This is a genomic window from Primorskyibacter sp. S187A (genome assembly GCF_049800955.1).
Classification (GTDB): domain Bacteria; phylum Pseudomonadota; class Alphaproteobacteria; order Rhodobacterales; family Rhodobacteraceae; genus JAKVBH01.
In genome coordinates this window covers 188,198-204,301 of the sequence record NZ_JBNAGA010000003.1, presented here as the reverse complement: position 1 = coordinate 204,301, position 16,104 = coordinate 188,198, and the positions used below count along the sequence as shown (strand labels likewise).

16 protein-coding genes are annotated in these 16,104 nt (G+C 61.4%); 14 read left to right on the top strand and 2 right to left on the bottom strand.

The features are described 5' to 3' along the window. Positions 1-22 precede the first annotated feature (22 nt). From ACP15S_RS18325 to ACP15S_RS18285, 9 genes are all read left to right on the top strand, one after another. Complete coding sequence (locus ACP15S_RS18325; RefSeq protein ID WP_425041120.1) at positions 23-1,474, top strand: aldehyde dehydrogenase family protein; 1,452 nt, start codon at positions 23-25, stop codon at positions 1,472-1,474. Next, positions 1,471-2,412 (top strand): membrane dipeptidase, encoded by a 942-nt coding sequence (locus ACP15S_RS18320; RefSeq protein WP_425041119.1) that lies wholly within the window; start codon positions 1,471-1,473, stop codon positions 2,410-2,412. The genes ACP15S_RS18325 and ACP15S_RS18320 overlap by 4 nt, the downstream gene beginning before the upstream one ends. 100 nt (positions 2,413-2,512) lie before the next feature. After that, positions 2,513-2,851: a hypothetical protein gene (locus tag ACP15S_RS18315; protein WP_425041118.1), complete on the top strand. Its 339-nt coding sequence runs from the start codon at positions 2,513-2,515 to the stop codon at positions 2,849-2,851. Further along, positions 2,766-4,061, top strand: a complete 1,296-nt coding sequence (locus ACP15S_RS18310) for a BCCT family transporter (RefSeq protein ID WP_425041117.1) — start codon at positions 2,766-2,768, stop codon at positions 4,059-4,061. Before ACP15S_RS18315 ends, ACP15S_RS18310 begins: the two co-directional genes overlap by 86 nt. Before the next feature lie 66 nt (positions 4,062-4,127). Continuing rightward, on the top strand, positions 4,128-5,804 hold the full coding sequence (locus ACP15S_RS18305) for a hypothetical protein (RefSeq protein ID WP_425041116.1): 1,677 nt from the start codon (positions 4,128-4,130) through the stop codon (positions 5,802-5,804). Beyond that, complete coding sequence (locus ACP15S_RS18300) at positions 5,801-6,523, top strand: DUF3726 domain-containing protein (RefSeq protein WP_425041115.1); 723 nt, start codon at positions 5,801-5,803, stop codon at positions 6,521-6,523. The genes ACP15S_RS18305 and ACP15S_RS18300 overlap by 4 nt, the downstream gene beginning before the upstream one ends. A gap of 23 nt (positions 6,524-6,546) precedes the next feature. Next, positions 6,547-6,912 (top strand): RidA family protein, encoded by a 366-nt coding sequence (locus tag ACP15S_RS18295; RefSeq protein ID WP_425041114.1) that lies wholly within the window; start codon positions 6,547-6,549, stop codon positions 6,910-6,912. Positions 6,913-7,092: 180 nt separating this feature from the next. After that, positions 7,093-7,770 carry a sulfite exporter TauE/SafE family protein gene (locus tag ACP15S_RS18290; protein ID WP_425041113.1) on the top strand — a complete coding sequence of 226 codons (678 nt, stop codon included), beginning with the start codon at positions 7,093-7,095 and terminating at the stop codon, positions 7,768-7,770. A gap of 20 nt (positions 7,771-7,790) precedes the next feature. Then, on the top strand, positions 7,791-8,834 hold the full coding sequence (locus ACP15S_RS18285) for a PLP-dependent cysteine synthase family protein (RefSeq protein ID WP_425041112.1): 1,044 nt from the start codon (positions 7,791-7,793) through the stop codon (positions 8,832-8,834). A 74-nt stretch (positions 8,835-8,908) separates the two neighbouring features. On the opposite strand, the gene ACP15S_RS18280 is transcribed toward ACP15S_RS18285, so the two are convergent. Beyond that, positions 8,909-9,814, bottom strand: a complete 906-nt coding sequence (locus ACP15S_RS18280; protein WP_425041111.1) for a bestrophin family protein — start codon at positions 9,812-9,814, stop codon at positions 8,909-8,911. Continuing rightward, a complete protein-coding gene (locus tag ACP15S_RS18275; RefSeq protein WP_425041110.1) occupies positions 9,811-10,797 on the bottom strand; it encodes a LysR family transcriptional regulator in 987 nt (328 codons plus the stop codon). Before ACP15S_RS18275 ends, ACP15S_RS18280 begins: the two co-directional genes overlap by 4 nt. A gap of 76 nt (positions 10,798-10,873) precedes the next feature. Between ACP15S_RS18275 and ACP15S_RS18270 the strand changes: the two genes are divergently transcribed. The 5 genes from ACP15S_RS18270 (at position 10,874) to mrdA (ending at position 16,092) form a co-directional block, all read left to right on the top strand. Further along, complete coding sequence (locus ACP15S_RS18270; protein WP_425041308.1) at positions 10,874-11,992, top strand: S-(hydroxymethyl)glutathione dehydrogenase/class III alcohol dehydrogenase; 1,119 nt, start codon at positions 10,874-10,876, stop codon at positions 11,990-11,992. Between the two features lie 146 nt (positions 11,993-12,138). Continuing rightward, positions 12,139-12,678: an alpha/beta hydrolase-fold protein gene (locus tag ACP15S_RS18265; RefSeq protein WP_425041307.1), complete on the top strand. Its 540-nt coding sequence runs from the start codon at positions 12,139-12,141 to the stop codon at positions 12,676-12,678. A gap of 24 nt (positions 12,679-12,702) precedes the next feature. Continuing rightward, positions 12,703-13,620: a rod shape-determining protein MreC gene (mreC, locus tag ACP15S_RS18260; RefSeq protein WP_425041109.1), complete on the top strand. Its 918-nt coding sequence runs from the start codon at positions 12,703-12,705 to the stop codon at positions 13,618-13,620. Next, complete coding sequence (locus ACP15S_RS18255; protein ID WP_425041108.1) at positions 13,613-14,152, top strand: rod shape-determining protein MreD; 540 nt, start codon at positions 13,613-13,615, stop codon at positions 14,150-14,152. The genes mreC and ACP15S_RS18255 overlap by 8 nt, the downstream gene beginning before the upstream one ends. Continuing rightward, positions 14,149-16,092 (top strand): penicillin-binding protein 2, encoded by a 1,944-nt coding sequence (gene mrdA / locus ACP15S_RS18250; protein ID WP_425041107.1) that lies wholly within the window; start codon positions 14,149-14,151, stop codon positions 16,090-16,092. Before ACP15S_RS18255 ends, mrdA begins: the two co-directional genes overlap by 4 nt. Positions 16,093-16,104 lie beyond the last annotated feature (12 nt).

Below are 16,104 nucleotides of genomic sequence, written 5' to 3'. Positions count from 1 at the left end.
AGTTGAAAAACAGGAGATCCCCATGACCGATCGTACGCAACTCTACATCGATGGTGCCTGGACAGACGGCGCCACCCAGATCGAGAACCGCAACCCTTCGGACACGTCGGACCTGATCGGCATGTATGCGCAAGCGGATGCGGGCCAGCTGGATCAGGCACTGGCCGCCGCGCGCCGGGCCCAGCCTGCGTGGTGGGCCGCTGGTATCCAGAAACGCCATGATGTGCTGATGGCCATCGGCACTGAACTCATGGCCCGTGCGGAGGAGATCGGGCGTTTGCTGTCGCGCGAAGAGGGCAAGCCGCTGGCCGAGGGTAAGGGCGAGGTTTACCGCGCGGGTCAATTCTTCACCTATTTCGCGGGCGAAGTGCTGCGCCAGCATGGTGATCTCGCAGAAAGCGTGCGCCCCGGCATCGAGATCGACGTGCGCCGCGAGGCCGTGGGCGTCGTGGCAATCATCTCGCCTTGGAACTTCCCCGTGGCCACACCTGCCTGGAAAATCGCGCCCGCGCTGGCTTTTGGCAACGCCGTCGTCTGGAAGCCCGCAAATGTCACGCCCGCGAGCGCGATTGCTCTGACAGAGATCATCGCCCGTCAGGACATCCCCAAAGGTCTGTTCAACCTCGTTGCAGGTCCGGGCCGTGATGTCGGCCAGCGCCTTGTCGAAAGCGCTGACGTAGACGCGATCAGCTTTACCGGTTCTGTGCCCGTGGGCCGTGGCATCGCGGCGGCGGCTGTGCGGAACATGACCAAGGTGCAGATGGAGATGGGCTCCAAGAATCCGCTGATCGTGATGGACGATTGCGATCTGGATCTGGCCGTGGCCCACGCCGCTGGCTCCGCCTTTGGCGGCACGGGGCAGAAATGCACCGCCGCCAGCCGCCTGATCGTGCATTCCGCTGTGCATGATACCTTCGTTGAGAAACTGGTCGCATCGGCCAAGGCGCTGAAGGTCGGCCACGCATTGGAAGATGGCACGCAGATCGGTCCTGTGGTCAGCGAGAGCCAACTCAAGGGCAATATCGACTATGTCGGTATCGGCAAGGCCGAGGGGGCTGAGCTGCTCTGCGGCGGCGACCGGCTGGAGATGGCAACCGAGGGCTACTACATGGCCCCCGCCGTCTTTGCTGGCACCACCAACGACATGCAGATCAACCGCGAGGAAATGTTTGCGCCGATCACCGCCGTGCAGAAAGTGGACAGCTATGACGAAGCCTTGGCCCGCGCCAATGACACGCCATTCGGCCTGACCGCTGGCATCATGACGCAATCGTTGGCCCGAGCCAGCCACTTCCGCGCCAACATGCGCGCGGGCACTGTCATGGTGAACCTGCCGACCGCGGGCACAGATTACCATGTGCCCTTCGGCGGGCGCGGGGCGTCCAGCTTTGGTCCGCGCGAACAGGGCAGCTACGCCGCCGAGTTCTACACCACCGTCAAGACAGCCTATGTGAGCGCCGGAGAGCCTGCATGACCTATCTGATCGACGGCCTGCAATACGCCAACTGGTCCGAGAAAGTGTTTCGCCAGATGCGCGAAGGGGCCGTGGACGCGGTCCACGTCACCATCACCTACCACGAGACGTTCCGCGAAACCGTGCTTGTGATGGAGAAATGGAACCGCTGGTTCGAACAGTTCCCTGACCTGATCTTTCAGGGCCGCACAGCGGATGATGTCCGCATCGCACGGGAAACCGGGCGCACGGCGATCTTCTTTGGCGCGCAAAACCCCTCCTGTATGGAGGACGATATCGGGCTGATCGAGATCCTGCACACGCTCGGCCTGCGCTTCATGCAACTGACCTACAACAACCAGTCGTTGCTGGCCTCGGGTTGCTATGAGGACGAGGACACCGGCCTGACCCGCATGGGCAAAAACGTGGTGACCGAGATGAACCGCGTGGGGATGGTCGTCGACATGAGCCATTCCGGCGAACGCTCCACCTTTGAGGCGGTCGAGCACTCGACCCGCCCGATCACCATCAGCCACGCCAACCCCGCCAGCTGGCACGCCGCACTGCGCAACAAATCCGATGATCTGCTGCGCGCGCTTGGGGCCGCGGATGGGTTTCTGGGGCTTTCAGCCTATCCGCATCACCTCAAGGACGGCAGCAATTGCACCCTGCAATCGTGGTGTGACATGGCGGCTTTGGCGGTTGATCTGGTGGGGCCGCAAAACGTTGGGATCGGCACGGACCTATGCCAGGACCAGCCCGACAGCATCGTGGAATGGATGCGCGTGGGGCGCTGGACCAAGCAGATCGACTATGGCGAAGGCTCGGCCGACAATGCAGGCTTCCCGCCCATGCCCACCTGGTTCAACGACAACCGCGATCTGGCGGGCCTTCGCGCGGGCCTGCGCGCCGCCGGGCTTGATGAGGCCACAACAGACGGCGTGATGGGCGGCAATTAGCACGAATTCTTTGCAAAAAGCTTTGGCGCCGCAGAGGCGCCAAACACCCTGAAAAGCGCGGCCGAATAGGCCGTGCGTCATCGCTTTGGGAGGAAATTAGATGAGCGATAAGACACCGCCTGCGGGCACCACTGACAAAGCGCTATTTGCCATCACAGGCGGCTTTATCGCGCTGTTTTGCGCCTATGCGTTTTTGGACCTCGACGGGCTTTCGGCGCTCGTCGACAGCAGCTTTGCTTTCTCGGCCAAGTATTTCGGGCTTTATTGGCAGGTCTTGTTGTTGGCCACCTTCCTGATCGGCCTTGTGCTGTGCGTTTTGCCCGGCTCCAGAACCCTGATGGGGGGGGCTTGCTATGCCGGAATTCACCACCTTCAGCTGGGCCGCCATGATCATGTGCACCCTGCTCGCTGGCGGCGGCGTGTTCTGGGCGGCAGGTGAGCCGATTGCACATTTCCTGTCTCCGGCGCCCGTCTTTGGCGATCTGGGTGGCGATGTGCAGGCCAAAGCCCATGCCGCCCTTGCGCAGAGCTTCATGCACTGGGGCTTTCTGGCCTGGGCAATCCTTGGCTCGCTGACGACCGTGATGCTAATGCATTACCACTATGACAAGGGCCTGCCGCTGGCTCCGCGCACGCTGCTCTATCCGGTTTTCGGGGAGCGCGCCTTGACGGGACCAATCGGCATCATCACAGATGCCTCCTGCATTATCGCCGTGGTCGCGGGCACTGTTGGCCCCATCGGTTTTCTGGGCCTGCAAATGTCCTACGGCCTGAACGAGCTGACAGGTATTCCCGATAACTTCACAACCCAGGCCATCGCCATCATGGCGCTGGTCGGCCTCTACACCATCTCGGCCATCACGGGACTTGCCAAAGGCATCAAGATCCTCTCGCAAATCAACGTGATCCTCGCAGCCGCTCTGCTGGTCTTCACGCTGATCGCAGGCCCGACCACAGCGATCTTCGCGGGTTTCTTCGGCGGTATGCAGGTCTATGCGACGCATTTCTTTGAAATGGCCATGTATCGCGGCGATGCGGGGCTGTTTGGCGATGCAGGCTGGCTGGGCTGGTGGACCGTCTTCTTCTGGGGCTGGTTCATGGGGTACGGCCCGCTCATGGCGGTGTTCATCGCGCGCATCAGCCGGGGGCGTTCGATCCGTCAGATCATTCTTACGCTGTCGATCATGGCGCCTCTGATCACGAACTTCTGGTTCACTATCATCGGCGGGTCCGGCATCTTCTTCGAGATCGCAGAGCCGGGCATCGTGTCCGGCCCGTTCGAAGGGTTCAACCTGCCGGCAGGCCTCTTGGCCATAACTCAGGCGATGCCAATGGGGATGATCCTGTCAGTGCTCTTCCTGGTGCTGACCATGTGCTTTGTGGCGACGACCAGTGACTCGATGAGCTACGTGATCTCCTCCACCATGACGACCGGCGAACCCCCTGCCGCGATGCGCGCCTTCTGGGGTCTTGCGATGGGTGTCATGGCGTTGATCCTGATCTCGACCGAGTCGGGTGGCATCGGCAAGCTGCAAAGCTTTATCGTGGTGACAGCCGTGCCGGTTTCCCTGATCCTGCTACCGTCGCTTTGGGATGCTCTGCGCATCACGTGGATGCTGGGTCGCGAAGCTGAGGTTGCACTTGCATAGTGCCTTGAGGTGGCGCGGCACCTCTGCGCCACCTCCACCACCAATCTACTCGTCTGGGAGGAAGCAATGTCTGTCAGCAAACGGAACCTTACGCCTGAACTGGCCCGCTACATACGGCCCGCGTCTGAGGTCATGCGCCTTGCGCGTATGGGCAGCGGCCATCCGACACGGCTGTCTTTTCTGCGCGTGTTGCTCAGGCGTCTGGCCAGGTCGGACTTGCAGATTGACCGTCCTGTGTGGAATGTGGATGCCAATGGCGTGGGCCATGGCGTCTACCGCGTGCGCAGCGCCGGGCGGACCTACAGCCTTGTGGCCTTCGCCCATGATTTGCCCCCCGAGATGCGCTCGGACCGGGTGATTGCTACAGCATGGGACGCGACCTTTACGCTCTTTGACGGAGACCCAAGCGCCGAGGATATCGCACGGCTGGCCGAGAATGTGCCCATTCAAGAGGCGGGGCGAATCAGCCCCAAAGAGCTGACGCTGGCGCGTGCCAACCGCTCCGTGCGCCTCTTTGAGCATGTGGTTGATGCCCTCGCACAAGGCCAGCAACCGGATCCGGCAGAGATTGCCAAGGTCGGCTATCTCATGCGCACAACGGCTGTTTATGGCTCCGGCAAATTCGGGGCCTCTGATCGCAGCGATATCGCCGCGCGCCCGGAACTCGCGGCGCCCTTTCAGGTCGAGATGCTGACGGTCTGGCTGATCCGCGCCTTTACCGTGGATATCGCCGAGCATATCGCGGCGGCCAAAGGCGGGGACAGGGCCGTGAAACTGGACCGCGACACGCGGCGCAGCCTTGGCGTGGGCAATTCCACCGGCCTTGGCATGGCGCCGTTCATCGTGCGTCACCCCGTCTTGCACAACAACTGGATGATGGCCCGCGAAGAGGCCCTCGCCCGCGTACGCGCGCAACCCAACGCGCAGCCAGAGGCGGTGGCGGGCATCGCCGCAGCCCTCACAGCCGCCACTGTCAATGTGGGCGCGTGGCATTCAGAGCACCCCGTTCAAGTGCGCAAGCTGCATGACCTGCGCCGCGATCTGGCGTTGATGTCCGACCATCTTGCCAGGTGCGACTGGCACGCCGACCACCCCTGGGATGCGCTCTGGGCCTGGGGCGAAGCAACTCTCACGCTGGAAGGGCAAGAGGCACTCCTGGCGCTGATGTTGGAGCCCCACGGCGCTTTGATCGATGAACTGGCCGATCACATGGGCGCTGATGAGGCGGCAAGTTTCCGCATCAATGGGGCCATGTCAGTCGCCGGGCTGCGCGACATTTTCGAGCGCGACTATGCCTGGGCGCTCAGGATCGATTTCTCCTCGCCCGAAAACATTGCGCGGTTCTGGTATGTGTCGGAAGAAAAGCTCGAACCTCGCCTTGGCGAAAGGGCCACCGAAGACGGTGCCACGCTGGAGCAGCCCCTGTGCATCGCCCGCCTGATGTCGGAGCTTTATGACTGTGTGCGGGCGTTTGACGCGTCTCAACCTGTCGCCGCACTGATGCTGGCTCATCCCGAACACCGCTATGCCGTGCGCCGGGCCCAGATTGCAGGCAACCACCCCTATGCCGAAGTGCAGGACAACCTGATCGCCGCCGACATGCTTCCCATTGATCTCTTGCGCTGCAAGCTGGCGTTTTTTGGTGCGAGCCAGTTTGACCCGCGCTCGGACCGCTGGGTGCGCATCAACCTCTTTGCGGGCGTGCCCTTCCCCGATGAGCTCAGATCGGAGGGCGTGACATGAGCGCAATACCCCACGACCAGACCCGCGGCGAGACCACGCCGTATTTCAGCGAACTGCAATCCGCGCCGCTGTCGTGCAACGAGGCCGCATCGCTGTGCATGAAGGCCGCACGCGGGGCGGGCATGACCTGGGGATTGGCCGAAGAAGCCGGTTTTGCCGCCGCGTGGCTGGTGGCCCATGGTCTCGACGGCCCGTCCTATCTGCGGGCGCATCTGGAGCGTGCAGATGGCAAGGATTGGCAGGATCTGTGCCCGACGGTCGTGCCCGGGAGTTGGCAAAACGCCAAGGGTTACACCGCCTGCCCGATCATACTTGGCGCCACGATGTGCGATTATGCAGGCCTGCCAGAGGGGCCTGTTGCCGGGGCGCGGATCGCGTTGGGCCCGGTGAGCGCGCCGATATTGCTCCTGCCTTTTCTGGCTGACTTGGGCCGCCGCCATGGCCTGAGCTTCACGCTGAGCGCAGCGCAAGGCGCCGTTGACGCGGACGGGGACGAGGCATCGCTACAGCGCGCGGCCACGCTCCTTGATGCGGCACAGCTGGAGCTGACGCTCAGCGTCGAAGCCGCTCATCTTCAAGCCACACGCCAGGACACGGCGGCGAGCCAAAAAGGCGAAAACCACCTCCGCGACGATCGCAGCGCTCAACACATTTGCCATGCGCACGACCGTTCCGGCGACGGAAGCATCGCGCGCTGGTGCCGGATCAACCCTCAGTGACAATGATTGACGAAGGACATGACATGACCCTCCCCCGCCTCAACCCCGGCCCTCGCATGAGCCAGGCCGTCACCATCGGCAATATCGCGTTTCTCGCCGGTCAGGTTCCCGACGACCTCACCGCCGATATCGAAACCCAGACCCGTCAGGTGCTGGCCAAGATGGACGCTGTCGTGGCCGAACTCGGCGCGAGTAAGGCAGACATCGCATCAGTCCAGGTCTGGCTGGCCGACATGGCCGATTTCATGGGCATGAACGCGGTTTGGGACGACTGGGTCAGCAAAGACGCCCCGCCTGCCCGCGCCACCGGGGGCACGGCGCTTGCCCGCCCCGGCATGCGCGTCGAGATGATCGCGGTTGTGGCCCTCCCACAGGACGCCGCCGCCTGACACCGGAAGAGCTGGAATGGCCATGACATGCCATTCCAGCCTCGCACGCTCACGCGAATTCGCCTGTCGTGCGCCTGACAGAAACCGGTGCTATAGCATGGCTGCCCGCAAGACCTCTTGAAGGGGACGTCATTGGAATTGACACAGTCTGTATCGTCCCTGCTTTGCGCGAATGGGATCGTGATACTTGCCGCATTGGTGCAAACGTCAACAGGGATGGGCTTTGGAATGATCGCCGCCCCTTTGCTGGCGCTGATCAGCCTGGAATATGTGCCTGGCCCTATGTTGTTTGTGAACCTGTTCTTGTCCCTGCTCATGCTGGGAGATGGCCGAACCTTTGTGGTGCGCCGCGAAATTGCATTTCTCTTGCCCACCATCGCGATCGGGACGATCTTCGGCGCGGTTGTCGTGGCCATCCTACCGGCTCAAACGCTTGGTATCGTGTTCGCTGCTCTGATCCTGGGCGCGGTGGCAATAACGCTCTTTGCCAAGGCGTTGGCGCTTACCTCGCGCAACCTCATGGTTTGTGGCCTCGCGGTTGGCGTCATGGGAACGGCAATCGGTATCCCGGGTGGACCGCTGGTCGTGTTGTATCAAAACGAAGCCATTGAAAAGACGCGGCCAACCATGGCGTTGGTCTTCACATTTTCCTATACCGCGTCATTGATCGCCCTTGCGATTGCTGGTGTATTCAACATGACCCAGGCCATTCTGGGCCTCGTCATGTTGCCCGGTTTGCTCGTGGGGTATATCCTGGGCAGACGTGTGCGCGGGTATCTGAGCAAGCGTATGGGCCGTTTTCTGATGTTGCTCATCGCCTCCGGCGCGGCAGTCATGCTTTTGATGAAATCACTTTAGAGAGGCCGGGACGCACCGACATGCATACGTGGACCAAAGCCGCCATCGAGAAGATCAATGCCGATGCGCATCGTTCGGCAGACACACATCTGTTCAAGCTGCCGATCCCCAGGCTCGCGGGCGTCGATATTTACCTCAAAGACGAAAGCACCCATCCGACCGGCAGCCTCAAACACCGGCTCGCCCGTTCGCTTTTCCTCTATGCGCTGTGCAATGGCCAGATCCGCGAGGGCACGACAGTGGTTGAAGCCTCCTCCGGCAGCACGGCGGTCTCCGAGGCCTATTTCGCCCGCATGATCGGGGTTCCCTTCATTGCGGTTGTGCCCCGGAGTACGGCGCGCAGCAAGATCAGACAGATCGAGTTTTACGGCGGCAAGACTCATTTCGTCGACAGCGCGCCGCAAATGCATGAGGCCTCGGTCGCGCTGGCCCGGGAGATCGGCGGCTACTTCATGGACCAGTTCACCTATGCCGAACGGGCAACAGACTGGCGCGGCAACAACAATATCGCCGAAAGCGTTTACACCCAGATGGAACGTGAGCCGCACCCGATCCCGACGCATCTTGTGATGAGCGCTGGCACGGGGGGCACGTCGGCAACCCTGGGCCGCTATATTCGCTACAAGGGATACGACACCCAACTGACCGTCGTGGACCCCGAAAACTCGGTTTTCTATGAAAGCTACGTGACGGGCGATCCCGATCTGACATCAGACAGATCAAGCCGGATCGAAGGGATTGGCCGACCCAGGGTCGAACGCTCGTTTCAGCCCGGCGTCATTGATCGCATGATCGCAGTGCCTGATGCCGCAAGTATCGCAACGATGCGGTGGCTTGAGACCCTGATTGGCCGCAAGACAGGCCCATCGAGCGGCACCAATCTCTGGGGCGCGCTCAGTCTCGCGAAAGAGATGGTTGCGCGGGGTCAAACCGGCTCCATCGTGACGCTGCTCTGTGACAGTGGCGACCGGTACCTCGATACCTATCACAACCCCGAATGGGTGCGCAGCTGCATCGGTGACTGCACGCCATATTCAGAGAGCCTGAGCGCAGACTACGGCTGACACGCCATACGCCGTGCACGACGCAGGAAATTCGGCATCATGGCTGGCTTCGTGAAATGGCGCTCACCGCGCCATCAAGTCAGCACATGATTTGTAGCAGACAGGGGCGCGGGAGGTGTACGCTCCAAGGCTTCCGAGGCCGAGATCTCGATGGTACGGCACATCGCATCAAGCGGCAGTCCGTTTTGAACATTGCGGAACGGGTGCTCCAGCTCGTTGGTCACGGCTTGCAGGCCAAAGAAGACATACGCCACGACGGCAGCGAACACAGGCGCGAACCAGCCCGTCGCCTCGATCAGCGCGAAGGGCAGCAGCCAGCAATAGAGAAAGGTCGTCCGGCGCACCAACAGCGAATACACGAAGGGCAGCGGCGTGGTGAATATGCGCTCGCAGCCCGCCTGCGCCAAGGCCAGAGAAGACAGCGTCTGTGAGATGGTCATCTGCCCAAAACCGCTGATCGCACCGGCCTCGGCCAGTTTGCCAAGTTTGTCAGCCATCGCGCGCAACGCTGCATCCGCCGGGTTTTTCTTTGAAACCATCGCGGCGGCCTTCTCCTCGCCGACCCATGGGACAATCTCCACCTGCACATCAACACCCCGCAAGAATCCGCGGTGCAAATGCGCAAAGGCCACAGCGTAGGACAGGAACTTCTCGCGGTCTTCAACTTTGCCAACAAAGACACACATGTGCCGCCCCAGATTGCGCACATCGGCGATCATCGTGCCCCAGAGTTTGCGCGCCTCCCACCACCGCTCATACGCCGCGTTGTTGCGAAACCCGAGGAAGAGAGAAAGTGCGACACCAAATATCCCCATCGCGGCAATGGAGATATGCGGCACCGTGACGACATGCTGATCCACCAGAACCACCACGATCGTCACAAGCGCAATCCCGATGATCCTGCCGAGAATTTTCGGCACCACAGAGCCTTGCATCACAAAGAACAGTTTGAGCGTTGAAGGGTTTTCTCTGACGATCATCCGGCTGCCCCGACCTTTGTGGCACTCATGTCTTCCGTTTTGCCCAATCCCGCGCTGAGATGATCCAGAACCAACCGCACTTTGGGTGACAGGTGACGATTGTGGGGGTAGATCGCCCAGATACCGTCATTGGGCGCGCAAAAGCTCTCAAGGACCGGCACCAACCGACCTTCCTCGATATCTGCGCGCACATAGTGGTCTGGCAGTTGGATTATGCCGATGCCCTTGAGGGCTGCATCGCGCAGTGACCAACCGCTGTTGCATCGCACGGTGCCTTGTGCGCGGATGTGCCGGGGCTTTCCATTTTCCTGGAACCGCCACGTGTCCAACGTGCCTTTCAGGCAGTTGTGTTCTTCCAGCTCGGACAATGTATAAGGCGCCCCTTGCGCCGCAAGGTAGGCAGGTGATGCGCAGGTGTAATGGGTGCGCGATGCCAACCGTCGCGCCATCATTGTGCTGTCATTCAATTCGCCCAGACGAATCGCCAGGTCATAGCTCTCCGCCACAAGGTCAACCATCTGATTGGTGAGTGTCAGGGTGACCTCCAACTCCGGGTAAAGCACGACAAAGTCGTTGATAAGCGGCGCGACCCTGCTTTCGCCATAAGTCACCGGCGCAGTCATGTTCAGCCTGCCTTTGGGCGATTGGTTCAGATCGGTGACTGCGCGCTCCGCCTCGGCCAATCCGTCAAGAACCTGACGGCAGTGGTTGTAGTAAACTTGTCCCGACTCTGTGATCGAAACCTTTCGGGTGGTCCGGTAAAACAGTTTGACGCCAAGCCGCGCTTCCAGGGCGCCGATTTGGCGGCTGACCTGAGCGGTGGAAATCTCGAGCCGGTTGGCGGCAGCCGTAAAGCTCTCAGCCTCCGCGACTGCGACGAATTCTGAAACACCTTCCCAGACAACCAAATGCGCCTCCATCATCACTGGAACAAGCAAGCTGACTATTACCATCTGGAAATAGTGATTTGCATACCAGCTCAATTATCCCCTCCGAGGAATAGTGTAAATCACGATCCAGAACTCCCGCATGAGAAAAAAGTGAGCCAAAATGACCGGTATCATCAAATCCAGGGCAGCCGTTGCCTGGGCTGTGAACGAACCCCTCTCAATCGAAGAAATTGACGTCATGCCGCCCCGCGCGGGCGAGGTCCGCGTGCGCATCGTGGCCACTGGCGTGTGCCACACCGACGCCTTTACCCTGTCCGGGGACGATCCGGAGGGGCTGTTCCCGGTTGTTCTGGGCCACGAGGGCGGCGGCATCGTTGAATCCATCGGCGAAGGCGTGACCAGCGTTGCCGTAGGCGACCACGTGATCCCGCTCTACACGCTGGAATGCGGCGCGTGTAAGTTCTGCAAATCCGGCAAGACCAACCTCTGCCAGAAGATCCGCGAAACCCAAGGCAAAGGCCTGATGCCGGACGGGACCAGCCGCTTCTACAAGAACGGCAAGCCGATCCTGCACTACATGGGCTGCTCGACCTTCTCCGAATACACCGTGCTGCCGGAAATCTCGCTCGCCAAGGTGAACCCTGAGGCGCCATTGGAAGAGGTCTGCTTGCTCGGTTGCGGCGTCACCACGGGCATGGGCGCGGCGATGAATACAGCCAAGGTTGAGGAAGGCGCGACAGTGGCGATCTTCGGCATGGGTGGCATCGGCCTGTCGGCCGTCATTGGAGCGACCATGGCCAAGGCCAGTCGGATCATCGTGATTGACATCAACGAGAGCAAGTTTGACCTCGCCCGCAGACTGGGCGCGACCGATTTCATCAACCCCAAGGACCACGACAAGCCCATTCAGGACGTGATTGTTGAAATGACAGATGGCGGCGTGGATTACTCGTTTGAGTGTATCGGCAACGTCAACGTCATGCGGTTCGCGCTGGAATGTTGCCACAAGGGGTGGGGCGAATCCGTGGTCATCGGCGTCGCAGGCGCGGGTCAGGAAATCTCGACCCGTCCATTCCAGCTTGTCACAGGCCGTGTCTGGCGCGGGTCTGCTTTCGGCGGCGTCAAAGGTCGCTCCAAACTGCCGGATTACGTCGAGCGCTACATGCAGGGCGAGTTCAAGCTGAACGACTTCATCACGCATACGATGAGCCTTGAGGACATCAATGACGCATTTGACCTGATGCATGAAGGCAAGAGCATCCGCTCTGTCATTCATTTCGACAAGTAGATTACAGGGTCGGTCGCGCCTATTCGGCGCGACCCTCCAGGCTAACAAACAGCTGCGCGATGACACTGGAAAACACGAGCACCAACACGTGCTTTGATGGCAGGACCAAGCATCATACCCACCGCTCCACGACCTTGAATTGAGACATACGCTGCGCAATCTACCAGCCGCCACAGACGGCGGATGGGCAAAGCGTACCGGTTGTCTATTGGCTGTCCCGCCTGACCTGCACAGATGTGGACTTTATGCAGAAAGCGGGCGCCCGACGCATTGCTGCCGAGCTGGGCCTTGCAATGGTCGCGCCCGAGACGAGCCCGCGCGGCGCAGACGTCGCCGATGATGATGGCTATAATCCGGGCCAGGGCGCGAGGTTTTGCGTCGATGCAACGCAGACCCCGTGGAATCGTCATTACCGGATGTATGACTATGTTCTGAACGAGCTGCCACACCTGATTGAGGCGACAGTCCCAGTCAGCGACAAACCGTCGGTCTTGGGCCATTCCATGGGCGGCCATGGCGCGCTGGTTCTGGCGTTGCGAAATCCGGAGCGGTTTCAGTCGGTTTCTGCATGCAGCCCGATTGCCAAGAGATGCTGCCCCGGCAATTGCCGAGGACGCACAGATATCGTTTGCCCCTTCAACCGAGCATCCCTTTGGGTCCCCTTGAGAATCGTGTATCTCTGTTAAACGACGTCCCAAGGAGCCCACCACTTGGCCCGCGACCGCGCGAATTCTGATGATTATACCGGCCCGCTGAAGCGTTTGCTTCTGGCGTTGATGGTGCTTGCCCTTTTGGCAACGTTCCTCGTCTGGCGGATTGACAGCCCCCGCGTTGAGCAGTTTCGCGCGCAAGTGATTGACCGGGTTGTGCCGTCTTTTTCATGGGCGCTGGGTCCTGTTACCGCGACGGCCAATCTGATCCGCGATTTCCAGAGCTATCAACAGCTCTACGAGCAAAACCAGGAGCTCAGGCGCGAATTGCAGCAAATGAAGAGTTGGAAAGAGGCCGCGCTTCAGCTGGAGCAGGAAAATGCGCGGCTGCTCGATCTCAACAATGTGCGGCTCGATCCTGCGCTGACCTATGTGACGGGCGTTGTCCTGGCCGACAGTGGCTCGCCCTTCCGGCAATCGGTTTTGCTCAACATCGGCGGGCGCGACGGGATCCGCGATGGATGGGCCGCAATGGACGGACTGGGGCTTGTGGGGCGCATTTCCGGCGTGGGCGAGGCCACGGCGCGGGTCGTGATGCTCACGGATACGTCCAGTCGGGTGCCTGCTGTTATCCAACCTTCGGGCCAAAGGGCCCTGATCGTGGGGGACAATACCGCCTCCCCTCCCATCGATTTCATCGAGAATGCCGATCTTGTGCGCCCGGGCGACCGCGTCGTGACCTCGGGCGACGGCGGCGTGCTGCCGCCGGGGCTTGTCATTGGGCAGGTCGCCCAGGACCCGGGCGGCCGGCTGCGCGTGCGCCTGTCTGCTGACACCGAACGCCTCGAATTTCTGCGTGTGCTGCGCGCGGGCGAAGCGCCCAAGCCCGGCACGGCAGGCAACCTAGTGGTGCCCGACGGGCTGGAGCTGGAGATCGAACCCGAGGACGATGCGCGCGCGGAGGCTGGTGATGGTTGAGACCCCGGCATCCCGGCTATGGATCATGCGCGCGAGCTTTGGCGCTTTGGCGCTCGTGATCGTTTTGCTTCAGCTGATCCCACTGGAGACCATGCCGCGCAATTGGGCGGCGCCCGACATCCTGCTGGCCATGACATTTGCATGGTCCCTGCGGCGGCCGGATTATGTTCCGGCTGTGCTGATTGCGGGCGTGATGCTCTTTGCCGATCTGATGCTGCATCGCCCGCCCGGTTTGATGGCCGCTTTTGTGCTCATTGCCTCCGAAGTCCTCAAACGTCGGGTTTTGCAAATGCGCGACGAAGGGTTTCTGTCGGAGCTGCTGCTCGTCACCTCCATGATCGTGGCGCTGACACTGGGGATGCGCGTTGTGCATTCCGTTCTCTTCATTCCCAATCCGCCGTTGGGTCTGACGGCTTTTCAGACGGCCATGACGCTCCTATTTTACCCAGTGGTTGTCTTGGCATCCGGGCTGCTTTTTGGAGTGCGGGCCCATGCGCCGGGTGAGGAAGCGACAGGAGGGAGCAGGCTGTGAGGCGCCCCGCCAAAGAACTCGAAGAAAGCGCCCGCCGCATCTCGCGGCGCGGGCTGATCGTTGGTGGCCTACAAGTGGGCTTTGCGAGCCTGCTTGTCTGGCGCATGCGTCAGATGCAGGTCGAGGAAGCCGCGCAATTCCGTTTGCTCGCCGAGGAAAACCGGATCAACATTCGCGTCATCCCGCCTGCGCGCGGCGAAGTCTTTGATCGCAACGGGCGGGTCATCGCAGCCAATGAGCCCTCCTATCGCATCACGCTCGTGCGCGAGGATGCCGACGATGTAGATGCCGTCATTGCCCGCCTGGGCGAAATCATTGCGCTGGACCCCGAGGAAATCGAACGCGCAAAGCGCGAGATGGCCCGCTCGCGGCCTTTCCTGCCAGTCACGCTTGCAGATCGCGTGACATGGGAGGAAATTTCCCGCGTTGCTGTGAATGGCCCGGCGTTGCCCGGAATAACGCCAGAGGTTGGGCTCTCTCGCAGCTATCCCATGGGCCACGACTTCGCCCATGTCGTAGGCTATGTAGGCCCTGTCTCTGAGCGCGATTTGGCGCGATATGAGGATCCGCCCGCGCTCTTGCGCATCCCGCGCTTTCAGGTCGGCAAGGTCGGTGTGGAGACCAAGCTCGAGGACGTATTGCGGGGCGACGCGGGGGCAAAGCGCGTTGAGGTCAATGCCGCAGGACGGGTGATGCGCGAGCTGGACCGGCGCGAGGGCCGCTCCGGCGCAGATGTGCAGCTGACGATCGACAGCGATTTGCAGAACTACGTTCAGGCGCGTCTGGGCAGCGAAAGCGCGAGCGTCGTCGTGCTCGATCTCGAGAAAGGCGACGTGCTGGCCATGGCTTCCTCGCCCTCCTACGACCCCAACAAGTTTGTGCGCGGCATCTCCGCCGACGATTATGGGATCTACCGCGACGACGATCACCGCCCGCTGGCCTCCAAAACCGTGCAGGATGCCTATCCCCCCGGGTCGACCTTCAAGATGGTCACGGCTCTCGCTGCCATGGAGGCGGGCGTCATCGGCCCGGAGGAGACCGTCTGGTGCCCCGGCCATCTGGATGTCGCGGGCCGCAAGTTCCATTGCTGGAAACGGGCGGGTCACGGGCACATGAACCTCGAGGAAAGCCTGAAGCAAAGCTGCGACGTCTATTACTATGATCTCGCGCTCAAGGTAGGCATTGAAAATATCGCCGACATGGGGCGCAGGCTCGGGCTCGCGCAAGCCCATGACGTGCCGATGTCAGCCGTGTCTGACGGGTTGATGCCCGACAAGGATTGGAAACTACGCACACGCAATCAGGAATGGGTGATCGGCGATACGGTGAACGCCTCAATCGGTCAGGGATTTGTGCTGTCTTCGCCCTTGCAACTGGCCGTCATGACGGCGCGTTTGGCGACAGGCCGCAGCATCTCGCCGCGCCTGATCAAGACAGTTGATGGCATCGAAACACCGGACCGCAGCGGCCTGAGCCTCGGCTTGAATGAGAACCATCTGCGCATGGTGCGCCGCGCGATGTATACGGTCTCCAATCACCGACGCGGCACAGCCTATGGCAGCCGCATCATCGCAGACGAGTTGCGCATGGCTGGCAAGACAGGCACCAGCCAGGTGCGCAACATTACAGCCGCCGAGCGCGCGCGGGGCGTCATCCGCAATGAAGATTTGCCATGGGAGCGGCGCGATCACGCGTTATTTGTCAACTTCGCCCCCTACGAGCGTCCGCAGATCGCGGTTTCGGTGGTGGTCGAGCATGGGGGCGGTGGCTCAACCGCAGCAGCCCCGATTGCGCGCGACGTGACGCTACAGGCGCTTGTCGGCGATGACCCGCCCCTGTCCGCCTACCCGCGCAAGGATCGCGGTCGCATCGAGAGCCAGCAACGGCGCTTGCGCGAGGAACGCATCTCGCGCGGCGGCACCGCGCCGGATCGGGCATAGGGGCGCCATCAC

Excerpts from the sequence above, each read along its gene's own strand:
- ACP15S_RS18325 (WP_425041120.1), top strand. The coding sequence starts at position 23 with ATGACCGATCGTACGCAACTCTACATCGATGGTGCCTGGACAGACGGC.
- ACP15S_RS18320 (WP_425041119.1), top strand. The coding sequence starts at position 1,471 with ATGACCTATCTGATCGACGGCCTGCAATACGCCAACTGGTCCGAGAAA.
- ACP15S_RS18315 (WP_425041118.1), top strand. The coding sequence starts at position 2,513 with ATGAGCGATAAGACACCGCCTGCGGGCACCACTGACAAAGCGCTATTT.
- ACP15S_RS18310 (WP_425041117.1), top strand. The coding sequence starts at position 2,766 with ATGCCGGAATTCACCACCTTCAGCTGGGCCGCCATGATCATGTGCACC.
- ACP15S_RS18305 (WP_425041116.1), top strand. The coding sequence starts at position 4,128 with ATGTCTGTCAGCAAACGGAACCTTACGCCTGAACTGGCCCGCTACATA.
- ACP15S_RS18300 (WP_425041115.1), top strand. The coding sequence starts at position 5,801 with ATGAGCGCAATACCCCACGACCAGACCCGCGGCGAGACCACGCCGTAT.
- ACP15S_RS18295 (WP_425041114.1), top strand. The coding sequence starts at position 6,547 with ATGACCCTCCCCCGCCTCAACCCCGGCCCTCGCATGAGCCAGGCCGTC.
- ACP15S_RS18285 (WP_425041112.1), top strand. The coding sequence starts at position 7,791 with ATGCATACGTGGACCAAAGCCGCCATCGAGAAGATCAATGCCGATGCG.
- ACP15S_RS18280 (WP_425041111.1), bottom strand. The coding sequence starts at position 9,814 with ATGATCGTCAGAGAAAACCCTTCAACGCTCAAACTGTTCTTTGTGATG.
- ACP15S_RS18255 (WP_425041108.1), top strand. The coding sequence starts at position 13,613 with ATGGTTGAGACCCCGGCATCCCGGCTATGGATCATGCGCGCGAGCTTT.